Origin of the sequence: Kitasatospora sp. NPDC090308 (genome assembly GCF_044769485.1) — a bacterium.
Taxonomy (GTDB): Bacteria; Actinomycetota; Actinomycetes; order Streptomycetales; family Streptomycetaceae; genus Kitasatospora; species Kitasatospora fiedleri.
Map to the genome: position 1 here is coordinate 19,419 of NZ_JBIVXY010000016.1, position 18,458 is coordinate 37,876.

Consider the following 18,458-nt stretch of genomic DNA (forward strand, 5'->3'; position numbering starts at 1 on the left):
GACGGGCGGGGCCTCAGAGCGGGTCGGGCGGCGGGAACGGGAGTGCGCTGTCCAGGCGCACCAGGTAGCGCAGGGTGCGGCCGTCGGGGAGGTACTCCCCCCGGTACCAGAACGCGACCCCTCCAGCGGTGAACACCCCGACCTCCTCGACCGGCCGACCGTCCGCGATCGCCCGCAGGTGCAGTTCGGCGGCCTCCGGCGGGACGCCGGGCGCCGGTGCCGGGCGCCGGTGCCGGCCCGGCGTTCCCGGTGAGGTGATCAAGCGGCGGACTCCCGGGCGAGCGGGCGCCGGGTCAGGTGGCCCAACTGCTCCTCCCTGCACCGGCCCGGGTCCTCGTCGCGGCGGGCCGACAGGACCAACGCGGCGCCCACGACGCCGCACGCCTCCGCGTCCACGTCCGGCCAGGCGTGCGAACGTCCCTTCCGGGGGTTCGCCGCGAGTGGGCCGATGACGGCCCGGGCGGGCTCCCCGGCCTCCTCCGCGACCTTGGACGCCTGCGCGGCGGCCAGCTGCCCCGGTGGCGCGGCCGACAGCGAACCCAGTTTCCCGGCATCGGAGTTGACGGCTTCCACGATGTCCATGGCCCCGCATCCTGGCCGTGATCGCATCGCTCGCTCAACCCGGGCGGTTCCGGGGCGAGGCATGGCCGAAGGGAGGTTTTCGATTCCGGACGCCGACCGAAAGTGCCGCCGACCCCCGACCCCCCGTCCACCCAGCGGGGCGGCTACCGAAGCGAACCCGCCCTCCCCGACCTCCCCACCCGGCGCTCCGGCCCGAAGCGGGTCCTGCACACCCTCACCCGCGAACTGCGCCGCAGGAGCCTCCGATCGGTTCCGGTTCACACCCGGAACACGGAGCTGCGGCCTGCCGGAGACAGCGCTCCGGGGCCGCGACCGCCCTCCTCGCGCCGCCCGGCAGCCCCAGCAGTACCCCGCGCGCCCTACGCGCCCCCGTCGGCGGGCGCGGTGACGGCCCGGGCCGGAGCCGCTGACCGCGGCACCCGCGCCCGCTCCCGCTTCACCGTGCCCGCGCCCGCGCCCGCACCCGCTTCAGCGCGGCCACGCCCGCGTCAGACCGTCGCGCAACTCCGTCAGCGCCGCGGGCCCCAGTCGGCTGCCGAGAACCTGTTCCAGGTCGTGGAGGATTCCCAACGCGGCGTCGCGGCGCAGGCTTCCCGCGTCGGTCAGGCCGATGAGGGTGCTGCGCGGGAACCCCGGCCCCGGCGTGCTGACCAGGAGGCCCTCGGCGAGGAGTTGCGTGACGGCGCGGTGCATCGTCTGGCGGGTGACGCCGGCGCGGCGGGCCAGTTCGGCGACGCTCAGCGACGTCTCGCGGTTTAGGTGGGCGAGCACGGTCGCGTGGGCCGGCGTGATGGGGTCCACGCCCGCGGCTTCCAGGCGTTCCAGCAGTTCGTCGGAGAACCAGCGGACACCTCGTTGCAGGAGGTGGAGCAGCGGCAGGTTCGCGTCCGCGTGATCTCCGGTGTCCATTGCTTGCGTTCCTCTCGATCGGGGGATACGTTCCTGTGTCAGCTTTGCTGACACAGGGGGTTTGCTTGCGATGACAAGTTATGACGTCGACGTCCTCGTCGCGGGGGCCGGCCCGGTCGGACTCACGGCGGCCCTGCAACTGGCCCGGGCGGGCGTCTCGGTGCGCCTGGTGGACGCCGCTGCCGGTCCGGCCACCACCAGCCGCGCGCTGGGCACGCACGCCCGCAGCCTGGAGATCTACGACCAGCTGGGAGTCCTCGGCGACATCGCTCCGCACGGAACGAGGGTCAACGGGTTCGTCCGCCACCAGGCCGACCGCACGTCCCGGGTCGACTACGACTTCGACGGCCTGGCGACCCGGTTCCCGTACATGCTCAACGTCGACCAGGTGATCACCGAACGCGTGCTGCGCGGGCACGCCGCCGCGGCCGGGGTCGCGGTGGAGTGGAACACCCGGCTGGAGTCGTTCCGGCAGGACGACGACGCCGTCACAGCCGTGCTGCACGGCGGCGACGGCCCCTGCGCCGGGCGCGAGACCGTGCGCGCGCGGTACCTGTGGGGCTGCGACGGCGGACGCTCGACCGTTCGCAAGGCCCTCCGGCTCCCGCTCGCGGGGGAAACCGCGCACACCTGGCTGATCGCCGACGCGGTCGTGCACACCGATCTGGAGCGGGACGGCCTGCACTGGCTCTTCCCCCCGGGCGGCGCGCTGATGCTGTTCCCCTTCCCGGACCCGGGCAAGTGGCGGCTGCTGGACACGACCGGCGAGGGGGACGCCGATCAACCCGGGCAGATCGCCCGGCAGTTCAGCGGCAAGCTGTCACAGGCCCTGGGGCGCGACACGCTCGTGGACACCCCCACCTGGGCGTCGAAGTTCACCATCCAGCAGCGCGCGGTGCCCGCGATGCACGTCGGACGGTGCTTCGTCTCCGGCGACGCCGCCCACGTCCACTCGCCCGCCTCCGGACAGGGCCTCAACACCGGCGTCCAGGACGCGTACAACCTGGCGTGGAAGCTGGCCATGGTCCTGCACGGCCACGCCGGTACCGCCCTGCTCGACACCTACGACGCCGAGCGCGTTCCCATCGGCCGGGCCCTGCTCGCCTCCACCGGAGAGGTCATGAACACGGCCATGGTCGACGCCCCGACGACCCCCCACGACGCCCGGGCGGCCGACCGCGACTTCATGCGCCGCCTCATCCGGACCATGTCCGGACTCGGCATCGCCTACCCCGACAGCCCGCTGACGGTGCCCGGCGACGGGCCGGACGACGGGCCGGACGAGGGTCCGCGGCCCGGCCAGCGGCTCACCCAGGTCTCCGCCGCCGACGCCCAGTCACCCGGCTGGACGGCCCTGCGCGGACTGCTCAGGACCCCGGCCTGGCACCTGCTCGTCTTCGGACGCAGCGGGCACGCCCTCACGGGGGCCCGGCCGCTGCCCGCCTGGCTGGACGAGGTGACCGTCAGCCGCAGCCGACCGCACCCGGACGGCGGGACCCGCGGCGTGTGGGACCCCGACGGCCGGGTCGGGGACACGCTGGCCGCCGCCGGGGGCGACTGGATCCTCGTCCGCCCCGACGGCTACCTCAGCGCACGCGGCACCGGGGACGCCGACCTCCTCGCCGCCCTCGACCGGCTGACCACGTGCCTGTCGACGCGCGACGGAGCCGCGAAGTGAACGAGACCCGACTCCCCACCAACTGGGGGCGCTGGGGCGACGACGACCAACTGGGCACGCTGCACCTGATCGACGCGGCGGCGAAGCGGCGGGCCGCGGCAGAGGTGCGCGAGGGGTTCCACGTCAGCCTGGCCCGCCGCACCGAGCCGGTGCCGCTCACCACCGGACTCAGCCCCGTCGGCAGCCCGGCCGTCATGCCGGCCGGCGTCCTCCAGGCCGTGAACTTCAACGGCGCTCAGCCCCTGGCGATGACCGACAGCCTCCTCGTCAACACGCACAACGCGGGCCTGACGCACATGGACGCCGTCACGCACATGCCCGTCGACGGACACGTCTACCCCGGCGTGCCGGTGCACGCCGCGGTGACGCCGACCGGGGTGACGCACGGCTCGGCCGACCCGTTCGGCGAGGGCATCGTGACCCGCGCGGTACTCCTCGACCTCGCGCCCGGGGGCGGCCGCCTGCCCGCCGACCGGCGCGTCACCGGCGCCGACCTCGACGCCGTCCTCCAACGGGCGGGCACGCCGCTGTCCGCCGGAGACGCCGTCGCGGTGCGCGGCGGATGGGACATCAACCGGCCCTTCGACCAACCCGTGCCCGGCCTGGACCTCAGCGCCGTGCGGTGGTTGGACGAGCAGGGCGCGAGCGTCTACGTCGGCGACATCGGCGACGCCCGCCCGGCACGGCCCCCCATGCCGATGCACCAGGTCGCCCTCGCGCGGCTGGGCCTCCCCCTGGTCGACGTCGCCGACCTCGAGCGGCTCGCCCGGCACTGCGAGGCGTCGAACCGCTGGAGCTTCATGCTGGTCCTGGCACCACCGCGCATCACCGGCACCACCGGGCTCGCCGTCAATCCGATCGCCGTCTTCTGAGCCGCCGGACGGCACGCCCGGTGCGCCCGGTGCCGAGCGGCCGTCCGCTCCCCGCCCCGGGGCGCCGGCCGGAACGGCGCGGCGCGCCCGGCCGGAACCCGGCCCGTTCGGTGCGGTCCGCGAAGCCGTGGACGAACTGCGGGTGGACCGTGGGCGGTGACGGCCGCGACCTGCCGTGCCCCGCCGCCTCGTCGGGCCGCCGCCGGGGGCTCGGCGGACGGGCACCGAGGTGGCGGGATACTGCTGCAATGTCAGATCATCGGACCGCAGCTCCCGTCGGGCCCGCCCCGGTCGAGTCGCCCGCCCCGCCGACGGACCGGCCCTCGCTGCGGCGCGACGCCTCGGTGCCCGCTCTGCTGGCCGGCCTGGTGTGCATCGCCGTCTCCTTCTCCGGCCCGCTGGTCGTGGTGCTCGCCGCGGCCGCCGCCGGACACCTGGACCAGGCGCACACCGCCTCCTGGATCTGGGCGGTGTCGATCGGCAGCGGACTGACCTGCCTGCTGCTCAGCTGGTGGACCCGCACCCCCGTCATCACCGCCTGGTCGACCCCCGGCGCGGCCCTGCTGATCGGCAGCCTCGGCGCGTACCCCTACCCGGAGGCGGTCGGCGCGTTCCTGCTCAGCTCGGTCGCCGTCGCGCTGTTCGGCGTCACCGGCCTGTTCGGACGGCTGATCAGGGCGATCCCGACCGGCATCGTCAACGCCATGCTGGCCGGCATCCTGTTCGCCTTCGGCGCGGGCATCTTCACCGAACTGCGCGCGGCTCCCGCCCTGGTGCTGGGCAGCTTCGCCGTCTTCCTGCTGGCCAAGCGCCTGCTGCCGCGCTACGCCGTCCCGCTGGCCCTGCTCGCGGGCGCGCTGCTGGCCGCGGCCACCGTCGGGCTCCCGCTGCACCTGGGCTCCGGCGGCCCCACCCACCCCGTCTGGACCACCCCGGCGTTCTCCTGGCCCGCCGCCGTCGGCCTGGCCCTGCCGCTCACCATCGTCGCGCTGGCCTCGCAGAACGCCCCGGGCCTCGGCATCATGCGGGCCTCCGGCTACGCGCCCGACGACCGGCTGCTGGTCGGCGCGACCGGCGGCCTGTCGGTGCTGCTCGCCCCGTTCGGCTCGCCCGGCGTCAACCTGGCGGCCATCACCGCCGCGATCTGCACCAGCCCCGAGAGCCACCCGGACCCCCGCCGACGGTACGTGGCCGGCATGTCCGCGGGCCTGCTCTACCTGCTGGTCGGCAGCTTCGGCGGCGTCCTGGTCAGCCTGTTCACCGGCCTGCCGCACGCCCTGATCGCGGTGATCGCGGGCGTCGCCCTGCTGGCCTCCTTCCAGAGCAGCCTGGCCTCCGCCGTCGCCGAGGAACGGGGCCGCGACGGCGCGGCGGTCACCTTCCTGGCCACCGCCTCCGGCATGACCCTGTTCGGCATCGGCGCCCCGTTCTGGGGCCTCCTCCTGGGCCTGGCCACCCACACCGTCCTGACCCGCCGTCACCCGCGCTGACCCGACCGGCCCGGAAGCGCCGACGGCAAAGCGCGAAGCCGGCGACCTTCCGCCGACGGAGGGGAAGGTCAGCTCCGGGCGCTGCGGTGACACCACCGCGACGGGACAAGGCAGCCTTCGTGCTGCCCGATCCCGGGTAACCGGGGCGCGGGAAATCCGCGCGGTGCCGTGCGGGCCCGTCCGCCGCACCGCTCGGCTTCCCCACCCCGGCCCACCCGGCCGCCCCTACCCGCGGCCGGTTCGGCTCCCATGTCGCGGTCGACGTCGCCCACCTTCCGGTGGACGTCGGCTCACGCCTGCTGCTGCGGGTGCCGCCCGGCGCCGCCCTGGACGACATCGACCCCGACCGGATCGCGGTCGTCGGCAGCAGCCAGGGCGGCGGCATCGCCATCGCCGCCGCCCTGCACCCCAACGTGGCCGGCACCTGCGTCGACGTACCGTTCCCGTGCCACTTCCGGCGCGCCACCCACATCCACCCACGTCACCGACACCTCCCCGTACCGGGAGCTGGCCGACTACCTCCAGGCCCGCCCCGCCGAGGTGGAGCGGGCCTTCGCCACCCTCTCCCACCTGGACAGGGCCAACCACGCGGCCCGGGTCACCGCCCCCGCCGCACGCTGAGGCCGTACGGGCGGCCGACGGGCACCGCGCCGGTCGGTACGCCGACACCGCACGGCGCCGCAGCGGCGCACCCGCCCGAACCGGGAAGACGCCCGTGCCCCGCAGAGGGTGCTGTTCCGCGGCCCTGCCGATCGCGGTCTCCGCCACGGGTCCGGGAGGAGCGGCCCGCCCGGCCGGAACGGGGCGGCGGGCGGAGCACCACTAGGGTGGGCGCAGTCCGTCGCCGCCGTCCGGAGGAATTCCGTGCTCCAGCTCCGCCTGATCGTTCCCGCCGACCTGCGCGAGCCGGTCATGGCGCGGCTCGACGCCTGTGTCGGGGTGGCCCACGTGGCGGTGCTGCCGGGCGGGGCGGTGCGCCCGGCCGGGGACCTGGTGCTGTGCGACGTGGCGCGCGAGGCGGTGGACGAACTGCTGGGTGAGCTGAAGGAGTTGGGGCTGCCCGAGCGCGGCGCGATCAGCATGGACGAGGCCGGGTTGGTCCTCTCCCGGGCGGCGGACGAGGCGGAGCGGGACGCCCCCGGCGAGGGTGTGGACGCGCTGGTGTGGGAGGAGGTGTCCGAGGTCGTCCACGAGGAGTCGACGCTCAGCGGGGTCTTCCTCGCCCTGCTGGCGGTGGCGACCATGCTGGCGGCCTGCGGCGCCGTGCTGGACAGCGCGATCCTGGTGGTCGGCGCGATGGCGGTGGGCCCCGAGTTCGGCCCGCTGGCCGGGCTGTGCGTGGCGGTGGTGCAGCGGCGGCTGCGCCCGGCGCTGCGCTCGCTGCTGGCGCTGGCGGTCGGCTTCGCCGCGGCGGTGGCGCTCACCGTGGGCTTCGCGTGGCTGATGGACGCCCTGGGCCTGTTCAGCGACGCCCGGTTCGCCGCCGACCGCCCCAACACCTCCTTCATCTGGCAGCCGGACGCGATGTCCTTCGTGGTCGCCTTCCTGGCCGGGGTCGCCGGTCTGCTCTCGCTCACCTCGGCCAAGGCCTCCGCCCTGGTCGGCGTGGCGATCTCGGTCACCACCGTCCCCGCCGCCGCGAACGCCGCCGTCGCCCTCGCCTACGGCGAGTACGCCCAGGCCCGGGGCTCCGCCGTCCAACTCGCCCTCAACCTCTCCGGCATCGTCCTGGCCGGCGTCCTGACCCTGCTGGTCCAGCACGCCGCCTGGCGCCTCGCCCGCCGGGGCCCGGGCCGGGGATGAAGCACCGCCGCGTCGGGGCGCCGGCCGCGTCGGGCTCCTCGCTGCGACGGTCAATCTCGAACCCGACAGGCACCCGGCACCCGGCACCCGGCAGGTGGTCTCGCCGATCCGAGACGGGAACTCACGCCCGGCAACCTGCCGATACGTCAGACTTGCCGGGTGCCACGGGGCACGCAGGAACAGGCACGGGAGGTACAGCGCATGACGCGCTACAGCGTCGATCTCGACCGGCGTGAACTGATCGCCTCGTGGGGCACCGGGGAAGGCGACCTCTCCAGGTGCATCGCCGCCCTGCCGGACGACGCGGACACCTCCGCGCTGCTGGCCCTGGCCCGCTCGCTCACCCAACTGTCCGACGCCGCGTGGCGCACCTACACCCACCCGTCCAGCGCCGCCGGCTCCCCGGAGCCCGACGGAGAGGGCTGGCGCCGGGAGAGGGAACGCGAGGCGTTCGGCAGGGTTCCCGACGCGATCACGGAGCCCCACCTGCCGCACGGCGGCACGATGACGGTCTCCTACAGCCCGCTCGTCGAATCCGCCCACCGCGCCGGACGCGCCTTGCACGGCCTGGGCAGCCCGGGCGGCCCGGGCGACGAAGCCCTGGCGAAGGCCGTCCGGGCCGAGGCGGCCCTGGAACTCGCCGCCGTGGAGAGCGCCGAACTCGGCGACCTCACCGGACGCGCCCAGCAGGCCGTCCTCCTCAGCCGCGAGGACGCCTCCCCCGTCCAGGTCGCCGCCGCCGACCACCTCCTCCAGCAGGACCCGTTCGGCCCCACCGCCCTGTTCTCCACCGTCGACCCCACCGCGGCCGCCGTCGCCGCCGCGCACTGGCTCGCCGCCGCGGCCGAGGTCGCCGCCGAAGCCACCGGCGAGGACCCCACCCAGGTCGTCCTCGAAGCCGACGACATCGAAGCACTCCCCCACGAGACCCCCACCCTCGTCCTCGGCCTCATCCAGGACGGCGCCACCCCGTACGAGGCAGTCGCCGCACTCGTCCGCCACGCCATGCACATCACCGACGGCCTCCTCCTGGACCCCGTCGCCCTGCGCGACCAGTTGGAGGACTTCGAGGAGACCGTCGCCGAACACACCGGCGAGGACGACCCCGACCTCGACGACGTCGCCGTCCGCCTGACCCCGCTCGACCCCAAGCGCCCCGCCCGCGACCTCCTGGAGGACCTCCTCGCCGGCATCCACGGCTGCTGGCTCCTGCACAGCGCACACGGCGGACCCGACGAGGACGACGAGGACGACGGCCTCGGCGACACCGAGGACCGGGACGACGACGAACAGGCCGTCGCACACCAGCGGCGCAGCCGCGAACGCTTCGCCCGACTCGTCCGCGCCGCCGCCGCAGCCCACCGCGACCGCCTCATCTGACCGGCACCCCGGCCCCGACGGCCGGGGGCGTCCGCGACGACGCCGACGGCGCCGGGCGGGGAGTGGCTCCGGGACCGGACCGGACCGGCCGGCCGGTCCCGGAGCCCTCGGTCACTGCGAGACGCGGACGTAGTCGACGATCATCTTCTGCGGCAGGACGGTGGTGGCGTCGGGGTTGCCGGGCCAGTCACCGCCGACGGCGTTGTTGAGGATGATGTAGAAGGGGTGGTCGTACACCCAGGGGCCACGGGTCTGCTCCAGCGTCGAGCGGTCGACGGTGAAGAAGTTGTGGCCGTCCACCGCGAACGTCATGTGGGTGGAGTCCCAGTCGACGGCGTAGGTGTGGAAGGCGGAGGCGAAGTCCGACCCGGCGAGGGTGTACGGCGAGCCGTAGCCGTTCCCGCCGTTGTAGGCCGGGGCGTGCAGGGTGGAGTACACCGAGTCCGCGACCTTGCCGACGTGCTCCATGATGTCGATCTCACCGCAGTTCGGCCACGGCGTGCCCGACTTGAAGTTCGAGCCGAGCATCCAGAACGCGGGCCACAGGCCCTGGGTGCCGCTGACCTTGATGCGGGCCTCGACGTGCCCGTAGGTGAAGTCGAGGTGGCCGTGGGTGTTGATCCGGCCGGAGGTGTACTGGCCGTTGGCCTCCTTGCGGGCCTCGATGACGAGGTTGCCGTTGCCGTCCAGGTTGGTGTTGTCACCGTTGGTGTAGAGCTCCAGCTCGCCGTTCTGGCCGTTGCCCGGGTCCTGGGTCCACTTGGCGGGGTCCGGCTTGGTGTTCGCGGCGCCGTTGAACTCGTCGCTCCACACCAGGCGCGGCGGGTTGGCCGGGTTCGGCGGGAGGGCGGGCGGGGCGGTGGGGCTGCCGCCGGTGCCGTACACGTCGAAGGTCCACAGCGAGTAGCCGTAGCCGTTGCTGCGCGCGGTGCCGTACATCCGCACGTACCGGCCGGTGCCGTCGACGTCGAGGGTCTCCTTGAAGCCCTTGCCGGTGGTGGTGGAGTACACGCTGGTCCAGGTGTTGCCGTCCGGGGAGACCTGGATCTGGTAGGCGGTGGCGAACGCCGGGTCCCACTGCAGCACCACCTGGGTGACGTGCGCGGTCGCGCCGAGGTCGACGGCGATCCAGCCCGGGTCGACCCAGCCGTTGACGTCACTGGTCGCCCAGCGCGTCGCCGGGTCCTCGTCGAAGGCCTTGGCCGGCGTGCAGCCCGTGCAGCTGCCGCTGTTCTGGAAGGTCGAGGCGGTGGCGGGCTTGCCGTACGAGAGCAGGGTCTTTCCGCCGCCCGGGTTGCCCGGGTTGCCGCCCCCGCCGCCGGTGAAGACCTGGAACTCCCAGAGCGAGTAGCCGTACTGGGTGGCGCGCTGGGTGCCGTACATCCGGACGTAGCGGCCGGTGCCGGACAGGGTGACCAGCTCGGTCGCGCCGCGGCCGTCGGCCGTCGAGTAGACGGTGCTCCAGGTGGCGCCGTCCGCCGAGACCTGGATCTGGTACGCCTTGGCGTACGCGTTCTCCCAGGACAGCTGGACGCCGCAGACGTTCTGCGAGGAGCCCAGGTCGACCTGGAGCCACTGCGGGTCGGCGGCGGAGGAGGACCAGCGGGTGCCGGCGTTGCCGTCGACCGCCGAAGAGGCCGGCGTTCCGGCGTTCTCGGTGGAGGAGGCGGTGGCGGCCCTGTTCAGCGCGGCGTTGGTGGTCGAGCAGGTGCCGGTGCCGGTGCCTGCCGTGCCGTAGACCTGGAACTCCCAGAGCGAGACGCCGTACTGGGTGGCCCGCTGGGTGGTGAGGATGCGGACGTAGCGCCCCGTGCCGTTCACGGTCAGGCTCTCGGAGCCGCCCCGCCCGGTCGTGGTCGTGTAGACGTTCGTCCAGGTGGCGCCGTCGGCGGAGGTCTGGATCTGGTACGCCTTGGCGTACGCGTTCTCCCAGGTGAGCACGACGGAGGTGAGGGTGGCCGTGCCACCGAGGTCGACCTGGAGCCACTGCGGGTCGGCGGCGGCGGAGGACCAGCGGGTGCCGGCGTTGCCGTCGACCGCCGAGGAGGCCGGCGTTCCGGCGTTCTCGGTGGACGAGGCGGTGGCGGTCTTCCCCTGCGACAGCAGGGTGCCCTCGGCGCGGGCGGGGGCGGCCTGGTTCACGGCGAGGACGAGTGTCGCGATCAGGACGGCGACGAACGCGAAGACCAGAGTGCGGGGTGGTGCGGCGAGGGCGCGAGGTGGGGGGCTACCTGTCACAGCATCTCTCCTGGAGTGGTCCTGACTGAGAGAGCGCTCTCTCATATCGTGATGATTGCGCCCCTGTTGCGGTCGCGTCAACGAAGTGAACAGGCTTCAAAGCATTGATCGTTAATCGGTGCACCGGATGCCGATATTCAGACATCAAGCTAGGCATTCAGTGCAATACGCACCCCGCGAAACTCGTTCGCCCTACACAAGATTGACTCAGCGAAAGGCCGACGCGGGTCGAGGCGGGAGCTCCGAGGCGGAGCCGCGCTCGAAGAAGCGGCGCACTCGCACTGTGCGGGCATCCGCCACAGAACCGGAGCGGCCCGACGGATGCACCCGGGAGTGGCCGGGCGGTCTTCCGTTCAAGAGTCGAATCGGCCTTTGTTCGCCGGGGCGACCACCGTGGAACATGCGGACGAACTACGGCCCCTCCGACGGGAGAGCGCTCTCCCTGGTTCTCCTGAGCTTCCGCCCCACGTCCCTCGCCCGATCAGGCCCCGAACAGGCGCCCCAGCGCTCGTGCTCCAGCACCGTCGCGACGCGGGCCCGCTCGGTGCCGCCGTCCGCCGGGCAGTGCCACAGCAAGTTGGAGGCGTGCCAGTCGTTGTGCGTCCACAGCGACTCCAACTCGCCCAGCAGTGGTGCCAGTCGGGCGTGGAACGGCAGGTGCAGCCGCTCGGTGTCCGCGCGCGCCGAGGCCCGGTCGAGGGCCTCGGCGAGCGCGGGCCGGGCCGCCGCGTAGCGCTCCAGCGCGGCCGGCGGGTCGCGGTCGGCGAAGATGCTCCCCGAGGAGACCAGCGGCTGCACGGACCGGCCCGGTGCCGGATGCCCCGCCGCCGCGAGGTGGAAGCGGGCCGGCGCGGCACCGGCCTGCCGGGCGTGGGCCGCCGAGGCGAACGACGTCCACGACAGGGCGTCGCGGCAGAGGTCGGTGCCCGCCCCGGGGGCGTGCGCCTCGTAGGTCCACTCGCCCCGGGCGTGCGCGCCGAGGACCCCGACCACCGGGGCGCCGCGCGCCCGCAGGTGGCGCAGGAAGGCGTGCTCCTCCGCCAGCCCCCGGAGGGAGCGGACGCTCGCGTGGTGGCGTTTGAGGAACACCGCCACCGCGCCCGTGCCCGGCCCCACCGCCGGTGCGCACCGGCGAGGTGGTCAACCCGCCCGCTTCTCCGGGGAGTTCGGGGCCGCCCGGGCGGGCGACCGGGAACGCGCCACACCCTGGGCCGACCGCCGCGACGTCCGCGCGCTGAGCGAGGGCCGAGCCGCGGGCGCCCTGGTCTGCGCCCTCGGCACCGGGCAGTTCGAGGGCACCGACCCCACCCGGTACACCCGCCGGGGCCGCATCCCCGGCAGCGTCGGCCTGCCCGCCCACCCCGTCCTGGCCGCCGACGGAACGGTGCGCCCCACCGCCGAACTCGCCTCCTGCACGGCCGGCTTGCCGTCCGCGCCGGAGGGGCCGGTGGGGCTGGTGGGGCCGGTGGTGGTCTACTGCGGCGGCGGCATCTCCGCCACCCTGCTCGCCCTCGCCCTGGTCCTCACCGGCCGCGACGACGTCCGCGTCTACGACGGCTCCCTGGAGGAGTGGACGGCGGACCCGGACCTCCCCGTGCTGACCGGCCCGGCCGGGCGCACCCCGCCCGGGGCGGCCGGATGAGACCGCGACCGGTCCGGTTCAGGCCGTCCGCAGGGGGAACTGCTGGTCGGCGCCGCCGGTGGCGGTGACCGTCCCGGCCACCGCGTCGACGGCGCGCCCCGGGCCCCGGGCCCCGGTCCACGGCGAGGGTGCGGGACTCCGGGAGGGACGGGGGCCGCCCCACGTACCGGGAGTCGTTCACCGACCCGCCGAAGGAGTTCCCCCACCGGTCGCCCGGGTACGGGCAGGAGGTGCCGGCCGCGCCGTTGCCCCGGGCGAGCGCGGTGGCCGGCCGCGTCGCGCACCGGAGGGGGGCCCAGGAGCGACGCCGCACCCAGCAGACCCGCCCAGCAGACCCGCCCAGCCCCGCGGCCGCGCTCGCGCGACCGGCGGCGGTACGGCTGTGGCCGCGGGGAGGAAGCCATGGCGGCCCGGCTCCTCGACCGGCCCGCCCCTCCTCCGCCCGCGGCGCCGGCGGAGGCATGGGTGACGTCGGGTCAGGAACCGGCCGGTGTGGCGGGGCTGATGTCGTACGCCTTCTGGACCAGGTCGGGGCGGCTGCCGTCGTTGACCTGCCGCTCCCACAGGGCGTCGACCTGCGCGCGGACCTGCGGCTCCGTCTCGGCGGGCAGCAGGTTGCGGTAGCGGCGCTCCTCGCCGAGCAGGACGCGCACGGTGCGCTCGAAGACCGGTTCGGGGTCGTACTGCTCGTGCGGGAAGGCGAGCCGGGCGTAGTCGTACAGGCGCCCGGCGGGGTCGTCCCGCCACTCCTTCCACGTCTCGAACATGGTGTCGTTGAAGCCGGTGAGGAACGGGCCGGGGTTGATCGTCGCCACCGTGACGCCGAACTCGGCGAGTTCCTGGTCGAGCGCGTCCGCGAACGCCTCCACCGCGTGCTTCGAGGCGGCGTAGGCACCGGTGAACGGATCGACCGTCAGCCCGGCGACCGAGGACATGAAGACGATCCGCCCGCTTCGGCGGGCCGCCATCGCGCGCGCGACCCCCTGGGTGAGCAGGATCGGGCCGAACACGTTCACCTCGAACTGGCGGCGCAGCCGCTCCTCGGGGAGGTCGGCGCTCGCCCCGCCCTCGGAGACGCCGGCGTTGTTGAGCAGGACCTCGGCGTTCCACGTCCAGGCCCGCTCCCGGTCGCCCGGATCGGTGACGTCCAACTTCTCCACCCGCAGCTCCACACCCCGCTCCCGCGCCGCGGCCCGCACCGCGGTGACCTGGGCGATGATCTCCACGCCCGCGATCACCTCGTGCCCGGCCGCGGCGAGCCGCAGCGCGACCTCCTTGCCGAAGCCGCTGCCCGCACCGGTGATGAGAATCGGTCCCGCCATGTCGTCGCGCCTCTCCCGTACTGGTGGCCGGCCGTTCCGGACCACGCCTGCCCTCCGCCCCCCTCGTGCTGCTTCCCCGGCCCGGCCGCCCCACGCCGCCCCTGGTCACCAGGCCACGGCCACCGCGCCCCCGCTCACCAGCGGCACCCGGCCCGGCCCCGACAGCGCCGCGCCCCGGAACCGCCCGCCCGGCCCGTCGTCCCCGCGCCAGACCATCCGTCGCCGACCGGAACAGGACACCGGTGTGCGCCCCGTCGACCCGCTGCCCGGCACCACCGAGCCGCCCGCCGTCCATCCGCACACGGACGACGAGGCCGCCGCCGCCGGCGTCCACGACGGCGACGCTGCCGGGCGGCCCGCCCCGAGGACGCCCACCTCGATGATCCGACGGACACCGGAGAGGCCCGCCGTCTGCCCGGTGCCCATGACGGCACGTTAGGCCACCGACAGCCAGGACCACCCGTGACACGCGCCCGGAGCACGAAACGCCGACCCCTCCCCCCGCCGGACCATCCGGGCACTGACCCGGCCCGCCACCGCCCCCGCTGGATGCGTCCGCCGCCGACCACCTCCCCGACTTCGCGGTCGACCCGCGCGTCACGGTGCGGATGCCGCTGCGGCACACCGGTGGTGCCTCCACTTCACGGGCGGGATCCACGCCGCGGACGCGGGGGCCGGAGCATCGCGCGGAAGGGCCCGGCCCTGGTACTCCCGGTGCTGTTCAGGCCGGCCCGCTTCGAGCCGGGTGCGGACCGGGGCTGCTCCCACACCGGCCACGCGCCGGCCCGGCCGACCGCCGGGCCGAACCGCGTGGACGACGCCGCACTCTCACTGGGCGCCGCGGTCCAGAGCGCCACGCGGCGGCTGCAGGGGCGGCAGCGGCCGGATGGTGCCCGACACCCCGGAGCGAGTCGCCCGCGCCCCTCCCGGGGAGGCGCCGCGCAACGTCACCGGGTCGGGGTCGACGGACGGACGGGGCGGGTGGTGATGCGGCCGCCGGTCATGACGAAGCGGACGCGGCCCATGGCGTCGATGTCCGTGAGCGGGTCGCCTTCGACGGCTGTCAGGTCGGCCCGCGCGCCGGGGGCGGTCCGGCCGAGGTCGGGGCGGCCGAGGAGGTCGGCGGCGGTGCTGGTGGCGGCCCGCAGGGCGCGCAGCGGGGACAGGCCGTGCTCGACGAGGGTGGGGAACTCGCGCCAGTTGTCGCGGTGGGGGAACATGCCGGCGTCCGTGCCGAAGGCCAGGTGCACGGAGGCCGCGGCCTGCCGGAGCAGGCCCTCCCGGAGCGGCTCGGCGAAGGTCCGGTAGGACTGCCGCAGGTGGGCGGGTCGGCCCCGCCAGAAGTCCTCGTCGTCGAGGTGGTCGACGAAGTGGCGCTGGCAGTACTGGGTGGGGACCAGGAAGGTGCCGTGGCGCTCCATCAGGGCGTAGGTGGGCTCGGTGGCGAGCGTCGCGTGTTCGACACTGCGCACGCCGGCCCGTACCGCGCGGCGCACCGCCTCGTCGGGGAAGGCGTGGACGGCGCAGGGCAGGTGCAGGTCGCGGGCGGTGGCGACGAGGACGTCCACCTCTTCTTGTGCGTAGGCGATGCTGTGGGGGCTGTCCGCGGGTGAGGAGAAGCCTCCGCTGCCGGCGTACTTGATCCAGTCGGCACCGTCGCGGGCCTGCCGGCGGACCATCCTGCGGATCTCGTCCGGGCCGTCGGCGACGCTGCCGATCTGCGCCCCGTAGCGCTGCGCGAGGCCGGGGGCCTTGTCCTCGTGGCCGCCGCGCGGGGAGATGATGTTCGGTGCGGCGACGACCCGGGGTCCGGTGACGAGCCCTTCCCGCACGGCGCGGCCGAGGGCGACGTTGAGGGGCTGGTGGGCGCTGCCCAGGTCGCGCACGGTGGTGAAGCCGTTGTCGAGCAGGGCGCGCAGGGCCGGCAGGGCCGTGAGGACCTGGTAGGGGACGGAGTCGCCGTCGGCGCCCTCGTCGGCGAGGTGGACGTGGCAGTCGATCAGGCCGGGCAGCAGGGTGCAGCCGGGCAGGCCGACCACTTCGGCGTCCGCGTGGTGCCGGGGCTCTGGATCGACGCGGACGACGCGGTCGCCCTCGACCAGTACCTGCGCCCCCGGTTGCGGGTGGTCGTGCACGCCGTCCCACAGGGCGTCGGGGCGCAGGAGGAATCGCCGGTCCTTCTTCTCCGTCATGGGGGCTCCCGGGATCAGGACGGTGGTTGCGGTGCGGCGCGCGGTGCTCCGGTCCGGCCGCCCCGCCGGAGCGGGACGGGACGGGACGAGACGAGAGGGGACGAGAGGAGACGAGAGGGGACAAGCCGGTGTGGACGGGGTCAGAAGAGGAAGACCAGACTGGAGACGATCTTGACCCAGTCGCCGTTCTCCGGGCCCCGGGCCTCGATGGAGGCGGCGTGCGTGCGCACCGCAGTGCCGGCGATGTCGTAGCGGTCCCGGCCGGGCTGGTGGGCGCTCCGGCCGTCGTAGTCGTGGTGGCCCAGTTCGAGCCCCATGGCGGTCAGCGCCATCTGGACGGCTTTGGCCTCGGCCGTCGCCGCGTCCTTGCCGACGGCGTCCTGCTCGTGGACTTCCGCGACACAGCCCAAGCCTCCGCCGTCGGGGACGGCGACGCCCACGGCGGTGGCGATCCGCGCACCGGGGGTGTTGGTCTCGGCCAGCGCCTGGATCGCGAACAGGATCTGCCCGTCGGTGAGTTGTGCGCCGCCTTCGTCGGGCGGGATGAGGCGGCAGTGCGGGGGGACGCGGCTGGAGACGATGACCCGGTTGACCCGGCCCAGCCCGGCGTCCATGTACATCAGGTCGTGGGCCTGGAGTTCGCGGGCGTGCGCACCGGCGCCGGTGGTGAAGTACATGCGGTCGGGCACGAGCGGTCCCCGGGGGCTTTCGGTCATGTCGTCTCCTCGACGGAAGAGCGGGGGCGGGTCCGGCACGGGGGGCGGTCGGCCGTCAGGTCCGGTGCGACGGCCAGGCTTTCGATCAGGTCTCCCATCCGTCCCGCCCCGTGGTGGGCGGCGCGCTGGGCGCCGCTGGCGCCGCCGGTGCGGACGAGTTCGGCCAGCCAGTGCTCGACCGTCCGGCGGTCGTCGGCGGTGAGGTGGGGGCCGGCGAGCCGGAGCGCCGTGCCGATCTGTTCGACCACCGGGACGGCCACCACCGGGAACCCGGGCCGGGGGCCGGGGGCCGGAGCGGTCAGCAGGTCGAGGACGGAGCCGGTGACGCCTTCGCGGGCGGCTTGCCAGCAGGCCGCGGCGAGGACGTCCTGCTCGACCTGCGGCGCCGGGTGCCCGGCGGCCAGTGCCGCGCGGGCCCGGGCGACGAGGGCCCGCACCAGCAGGGCGTAGGCCACGGTCTGCCCGGTGGTGGGCAGCACGTCGGCGATGCGGATCTCGACAGTGGGTACGTGGCGCGAGGGGCGGGCGTACCAGTAGATCATCGCCGGGTCGAGTGCCGCGCCGCTGGCCACCAGGGCGGCGACGAGGTCCTCGTAGTGCTCGGGCGAGCGGAGGAACGGCGGGGGCCCGGCGGTCGGCCACCTGCCCCACAGCACCGTCCGCCAGGACGCGTACCCGGTGTCGGCGCCCTGCCAGTACGGGGAGTTGGCGGTCAGCGCCAGCAGGAGGGGCAGCCAGGGCCGCAGGTGGTTGACGACGGCGACGGCGGTGGCGAGGTCGGGCACGCCCACGTGGACGTGGCAGGCACAGGTGCCCTGGTGCCTGATCAGGGGTCCGAACCGCCGGCGGATGGCGTTGTAGCGGGGGTGGTCGTGCAGGGCGGGGAGGCCGTCGGGGTCGTCGCCGTGCCCGGGGCCGGCCGAACCGGACGGCGCGACACCGGAGGCGAGCAGGAGGCAGCCGTGCCGTCGGGCCTCCGAAGCGGTTCCCGTGCGCAGCCGGGTCAGTTCCCGGGCCAGATCGGCGGCTCCGGCGCACACGGGGCTGACGGTCTCCACCATGGCCTGGGAGATCTCGGGCACGAGGTGCTCGGCCCCGAGGACGAGCCGGCCGCCGGCGATCACGGGACCGGCGCGGGGCACGGGCCGGTGGGTACCGGTGTCGAGCAGGACGAATTCCTCCTCGACGCCGAGGGTCGCCTGCTCGGGAGGGTGCTCCACGGCGGCGCTCCGCCCGTTCGCCAGTCCGTCGAGGCCGGGGCCGAAGATGTCGTTCTCGAACATGGCCCGTTCCGCCTGCCCGTCCCCCGCCAGGGGGTGGAACCGGGCGCTCCAGTGCACCTCGCACCGGCCCGGGTCCAGCGGGCGGACTTCGATGCGCGCCCGGTAGTCGGTGACGGGGAAGGGGTGCCGGACGAGGGCGTACTCCTGCACGCGGTTGCGGTCGTCGTCGGTGAGCAGTTCCTCGACGATGCGCTGCCCGTCCCGGGTGAGGATCTCCCGCAGGTGCGGCCCGGCGGCGGGCGCGCTGCGGGCGAGGGCGGGGTGCCAGGACGCGATGGCCGGGAAGTCGGCGACGTCGGCCCACACGGCGTCGGCGGGGCGGTCGATGACGCGGCTGGTTCGGGCTTCCAC

Annotated in this window: 15 protein-coding genes and 1 pseudogene; 7 read left to right on the forward strand and 9 right to left on the reverse strand. The window is 74.8% G+C overall.

Features of this window, described 5'->3' with window-relative positions; genetic code table 11:
- Window positions 1-13 precede the first annotated feature (13 nt).
- The 3 genes from ACIQVD_RS28500 to ACIQVD_RS28510 form a co-directional block, all read right to left on the reverse strand.
- Window positions 14-262, reverse strand: coding sequence for a hypothetical protein (locus tag ACIQVD_RS28500; protein ID WP_402292113.1), 249 nt, complete (start codon window positions 260-262; stop codon window positions 14-16).
- Window positions 259-582: a hypothetical protein gene (locus ACIQVD_RS28505; protein WP_402292114.1), complete on the reverse strand. Its 324-nt coding sequence runs from the start codon at window positions 580-582 to the stop codon at window positions 259-261. The genes ACIQVD_RS28500 and ACIQVD_RS28505 overlap by 4 nt, the downstream gene beginning before the upstream one ends.
- A 468-nt stretch (window positions 583-1,050) precedes the next feature.
- Window positions 1,051-1,491, reverse strand: coding sequence for a MarR family winged helix-turn-helix transcriptional regulator (locus ACIQVD_RS28510; protein ID WP_402292115.1), 441 nt, complete (start codon window positions 1,489-1,491; stop codon window positions 1,051-1,053).
- A 70-nt stretch (window positions 1,492-1,561) separates the two neighbouring features.
- Between ACIQVD_RS28510 and ACIQVD_RS28515 the strand changes: the two genes are divergently transcribed.
- From ACIQVD_RS28515 to ACIQVD_RS28540, 6 genes and pseudogenes are all read left to right on the forward strand, one after another.
- On the forward strand, window positions 1,562-3,169 hold the full coding sequence (locus ACIQVD_RS28515) for an FAD-dependent oxidoreductase (RefSeq protein ID WP_402292116.1): 1,608 nt from the start codon (window positions 1,562-1,564) through the stop codon (window positions 3,167-3,169).
- Entirely contained in the window at window positions 3,166-4,041 is an 876-nt protein-coding gene (locus ACIQVD_RS28520) for a cyclase family protein (RefSeq protein WP_402292117.1), read from the forward strand. The genes ACIQVD_RS28515 and ACIQVD_RS28520 overlap by 4 nt, the downstream gene beginning before the upstream one ends.
- Window positions 4,042-4,289: 248 nt before the next feature.
- Complete coding sequence (locus ACIQVD_RS28525; protein ID WP_402292118.1) at window positions 4,290-5,531, forward strand: benzoate/H(+) symporter BenE family transporter; 1,242 nt, start codon at window positions 4,290-4,292, stop codon at window positions 5,529-5,531.
- A 308-nt stretch (window positions 5,532-5,839) separates the two neighbouring features.
- Window positions 5,840-5,947 (forward strand): annotated as a pseudogene (locus ACIQVD_RS28530) (acetylxylan esterase); the annotation flags it as partial.
- Window positions 5,948-6,395: 448 nt separating this feature from the next.
- The gene (locus ACIQVD_RS28535) at window positions 6,396-7,334 is read left to right on the forward strand and encodes a DUF389 domain-containing protein (protein ID WP_402292119.1); all 939 of its coding nucleotides are present in this window, start codon (window positions 6,396-6,398) and stop codon (window positions 7,332-7,334) included.
- Window positions 7,335-7,535: 201 nt separating this feature from the next.
- Window positions 7,536-8,714, forward strand: coding sequence for a hypothetical protein (locus ACIQVD_RS28540; RefSeq protein WP_402292120.1), 1,179 nt, complete (start codon window positions 7,536-7,538; stop codon window positions 8,712-8,714).
- A 111-nt stretch (window positions 8,715-8,825) separates the two neighbouring features.
- On the opposite strand, the gene ACIQVD_RS28545 is transcribed toward ACIQVD_RS28540, so the two are convergent.
- Together ACIQVD_RS28545 and ACIQVD_RS28550 are read right to left on the reverse strand one after the other, a co-directional pair.
- Window positions 8,826-10,880, reverse strand: a complete 2,055-nt coding sequence (locus tag ACIQVD_RS28545) for a discoidin domain-containing protein (RefSeq protein ID WP_402292205.1) — start codon at window positions 10,878-10,880, stop codon at window positions 8,826-8,828.
- Window positions 10,881-11,363: 483 nt separating this feature from the next.
- Entirely contained in the window at window positions 11,364-12,041 is a 678-nt protein-coding gene (locus ACIQVD_RS28550) for a phosphotransferase (RefSeq protein ID WP_402292121.1), read from the reverse strand.
- Here ACIQVD_RS28550 and ACIQVD_RS28555 point away from each other — a divergent pair.
- Window positions 12,031-12,594 carry a rhodanese-like domain-containing protein gene (locus ACIQVD_RS28555; protein ID WP_402292122.1) on the forward strand — a complete coding sequence of 188 codons (564 nt, stop codon included), beginning with the start codon at window positions 12,031-12,033 and terminating at the stop codon, window positions 12,592-12,594. The genes ACIQVD_RS28550 and ACIQVD_RS28555 overlap by 11 nt on opposite strands.
- A gap of 476 nt (window positions 12,595-13,070) precedes the next feature.
- On the opposite strand, the gene ACIQVD_RS28560 is transcribed toward ACIQVD_RS28555, so the two are convergent.
- The 4 genes from ACIQVD_RS28560 to ACIQVD_RS28575 all read right to left on the reverse strand — a co-directional run bounded on the left by ACIQVD_RS28560 (window position 13,071) and on the right by ACIQVD_RS28575 (window position 18,458).
- A complete protein-coding gene (locus ACIQVD_RS28560; RefSeq protein WP_400690685.1) occupies window positions 13,071-13,916 on the reverse strand; it encodes an SDR family oxidoreductase in 846 nt (281 codons plus the stop codon).
- Between the two features lie 947 nt (window positions 13,917-14,863).
- Window positions 14,864-16,108: an amidohydrolase family protein gene (locus ACIQVD_RS28565; RefSeq protein ID WP_400690682.1), complete on the reverse strand. Its 1,245-nt coding sequence runs from the start codon at window positions 16,106-16,108 to the stop codon at window positions 14,864-14,866.
- Between the two features lie 140 nt (window positions 16,109-16,248).
- On the reverse strand, window positions 16,249-16,824 hold the full coding sequence (locus ACIQVD_RS28570) for a pyruvoyl-dependent arginine decarboxylase (RefSeq protein ID WP_402292123.1): 576 nt from the start codon (window positions 16,822-16,824) through the stop codon (window positions 16,249-16,251).
- A complete protein-coding gene (locus ACIQVD_RS28575) occupies window positions 16,821-18,458 on the reverse strand; it encodes a glutamate--cysteine ligase (protein ID WP_402292124.1) in 1,638 nt (545 codons plus the stop codon). The genes ACIQVD_RS28570 and ACIQVD_RS28575 overlap by 4 nt, the downstream gene beginning before the upstream one ends.

Excerpts from the sequence above, each read along its gene's own strand:
- ACIQVD_RS28505 (WP_402292114.1), bottom strand. The coding sequence starts at position 582 with ATGGACATCGTGGAAGCCGTCAACTCCGATGCCGGGAAACTGGGTTCG.
- ACIQVD_RS28510 (WP_402292115.1), bottom strand. The coding sequence starts at position 1,491 with ATGGACACCGGAGATCACGCGGACGCGAACCTGCCGCTGCTCCACCTC.
- ACIQVD_RS28540 (WP_402292120.1), top strand. The coding sequence starts at position 7,536 with ATGACGCGCTACAGCGTCGATCTCGACCGGCGTGAACTGATCGCCTCG.
- ACIQVD_RS28560 (WP_400690685.1), bottom strand. The coding sequence starts at position 13,916 with ATGGCGGGACCGATTCTCATCACCGGTGCGGGCAGCGGCTTCGGCAAG.
- ACIQVD_RS28515 (WP_402292116.1), top strand. The coding sequence starts at position 1,562 with ATGACAAGTTATGACGTCGACGTCCTCGTCGCGGGGGCCGGCCCGGTC.
- ACIQVD_RS28570 (WP_402292123.1), bottom strand. The coding sequence starts at position 16,824 with ATGACCGAAAGCCCCCGGGGACCGCTCGTGCCCGACCGCATGTACTTC.
- ACIQVD_RS28525 (WP_402292118.1), top strand. The coding sequence starts at position 4,290 with ATGTCAGATCATCGGACCGCAGCTCCCGTCGGGCCCGCCCCGGTCGAG.
- ACIQVD_RS28565 (WP_400690682.1), bottom strand. The coding sequence starts at position 16,108 with ATGACGGAGAAGAAGGACCGGCGATTCCTCCTGCGCCCCGACGCCCTG.